Below are 2,641 nucleotides of genomic sequence, written 5' to 3' on the forward strand. Positions count from 1 at the left end.
AAAAAAAGAAAAAAAAAATTATTATAATAATATATGATAATTCAAAAGAACTTATCTTTTCTTCCTTCAATGAGCAAAGAGTCGGCAGAAGAAAGAAAAGGGAAAGAAGAGAGGAAAAAAGAGAGGAAGAGAAAGGGAAAGGGAAAGAGAAGAGAAAAAGGGGGATCTTGAATGGAATTTCGTCTACGTTCCATTAACGTTGATCAGAGATAAGTTTTTGGTGTTTATTTTGTGTTTTCTACATAATTTTCTATATATTCTCTTTTGGGTTTTAAACCCAAATATTGTGAAATTGTTGTAGAATTGATGAATCGTTGATAGAAAAGGTCATAGACGTTATCTGCGATGTGTAGGCTTGATTCATAGTTGAAATTTCTAAGAAATTGGGCTTAATTTGAGTTTTGTGAACATTTTGATTTTTAGGCCTAAAACCTTATGATTCTTCAAAACCAACCGTTGGATTTACAAATTGAAACTTAATATGTTGTCTATGAAGTGAGATTAACAAACTGTACGGTTAAGATTGCGTACTTTTGAGTTTTGATAGAGATTTGAATTTATGTAAATGAAAATTGTGATTTTTACCCATAAAACTTTGACATGCAAATTGAGGCATGAATATTTGAAATTAGACAAAGTGTCTTTATTAAAGTTGTTAGTATATACTTTAATTTAAACATATGTGAATTTGGTGACATTTGGAGTTGGTGTCAAAAATTGCAAAACCTTCAATTAGCGTCAATGGCCGTTCGGTTGTTTTGGGAAGATGATACAAAAATCATCCCATGTGGATGATCTCATTTTAACCCCGTTGCACCCTAAACTTCAAACGGCTATATCTTTTTCATTTGAACTCCGTTTTGAGTGATCTTGGTGTCCCCGAAAAGCTTATGAACTCTAGTTTTTAAATATTTAATTAGTTTATAATTATTATAAATTATTAAAGCCTTTATATTTATGGATATAAATAGGCATAGTGCGGATTTTCCAAAAATGCTATTTTTACTTCATTTTCTTTCTTTTATTATTATATATTGGTTATATGTTAATCATGCTTAAATATGAAGGTTAGGTGATTGCTTTTGAGCTTGTGGAAACCATAAACTGCGTTTACACTTTTTGCGTGTGCTTCGCTCCAGGTAGGAGGATTCATACCTTTCTTTTTATAACTATAATGCCAGTATGAGTGCATGATATGTGGTTGGTTGCGCATGAAAGATATGATTGGTAATGTGAAATTATAAATGAATTGCAATGCTGGAATTGTGGAATGATATGAGAATATGATTGTACTGCATTGCATATGGTTGAAAAGGTGCACTCATGTGAACACAGACCGGCAGTACTGGCAAAAGATATTTGAAATGAAATGAAAGTTGTGAAATGAAGTGGAAGTTGTGAAATGAAAGATCTTGAGATCTGAGGTAATAAAAAAGAACTACATGTGGATGCAGTATCTGCCTAGGTGGTCGTATGAGGACTATTTTCAGATCAGTATTAGGTCGGAGAGATGTTGAAATCCTTTACTGATGCTGTCTATAGTACTGTTATACGCACCTAATGGTTAGTAGTCTAACCAGCCCGGGTTTGTAGAAATGATCCATTTCATACATGATGCATATCATAAGATGCTTGAACGATCTTTTATATTGTGCATGATCTGTGGAGATTATTCTCTTGCATCACGCTGTGTTTTGAATATGGTTTGTGAAGTGGTTTGATATGCATATTAGCAATGGTTAAATTAAGATAGTATGTTTACCTACTGGGCTAGTCGTAGCTCACCCCTGCTTTATGCAACCCCCACAGGTAAACAGGAAGGACAATAGTTGCATGGAATTGAAGGCACACAGTTAGGGTTTAGAAAGAATGTTGCTGATGCACATTCTCTTGTATCATATGACCTGTACTGATGTAAAGATAATGATTTTGATTGTTTAATCCTATAAGCCAGGGTTGTTGGCTTGTTTAGTGCAGTTTTGAGCGATAAGGGTTGTACATGTATAGTATGGCATTGGCACAGATCTTTTATGATATATTAAGGTTTTGTTATTATTCTAATTGTTTCGATCTGATCTTAGATTATTCGTGATATTGGCCATATTATCGTTATAATCAGGGTCGGGTCGTTACAATTAATTTGGTATCAGAGCTCATTAGTAGATCTAAAGGGATTCACATGCACTTCATATAGAAGACTCTAAGTGACCTTAGTAAGCTTAAGACATGCATCATACTTTTGTGTGGGGTATCAGGATGGGTATAGTATTTACGAATTGAAGTGAAATGCTTGTGTATTATAATTTTATTATTAGATGATGATTATTGATATGAAAAGCATTGTCATGTTCATTGAAAGTCTTGCACTCATGATAAGAATCTGGACTTGGACAGTATTGGCTTTTGAGGTATGGAAAATGGAGAAATAAATTGAAAAGTGATGAAATGTGATTAAAGGATGGATGTATGTATTTATTTTATGGATTGTTTGGAAAGCAGTATTGGTTTAGATGGAAGTGAAATGGGCTATATAGTGATCGTTTTAGGCTGAAGAGATGTTGTGATGCCTAAGACTGGATTTTTCTATAGCGCTGCTTTACTCACCTATCGGTTGTGGAACCACCTCGAGGAACTTAGAATG

The 2,641-nt window shown here is 33.7% G+C and carries 1 protein-coding gene; it reads left to right on the plus strand.

Annotation, left to right across the window (positions count from 1 at the left end; genetic code table 11):
- A partial coding sequence (locus tag HK417_RS24115) for a hypothetical protein (RefSeq protein ID WP_222273166.1) occupies nucleotides 1–197 on the plus strand: 197 nt, incomplete at its 5' end.
- Nucleotides 198–2,641: the final 2,444 nt, after the last annotated feature.

Source organism: Modestobacter marinus (assembly GCF_019799945.1).
GTDB classification, from domain to species: Bacteria; Actinomycetota; Actinomycetes; order Mycobacteriales; family Geodermatophilaceae; genus Modestobacter; species Modestobacter marinus_B.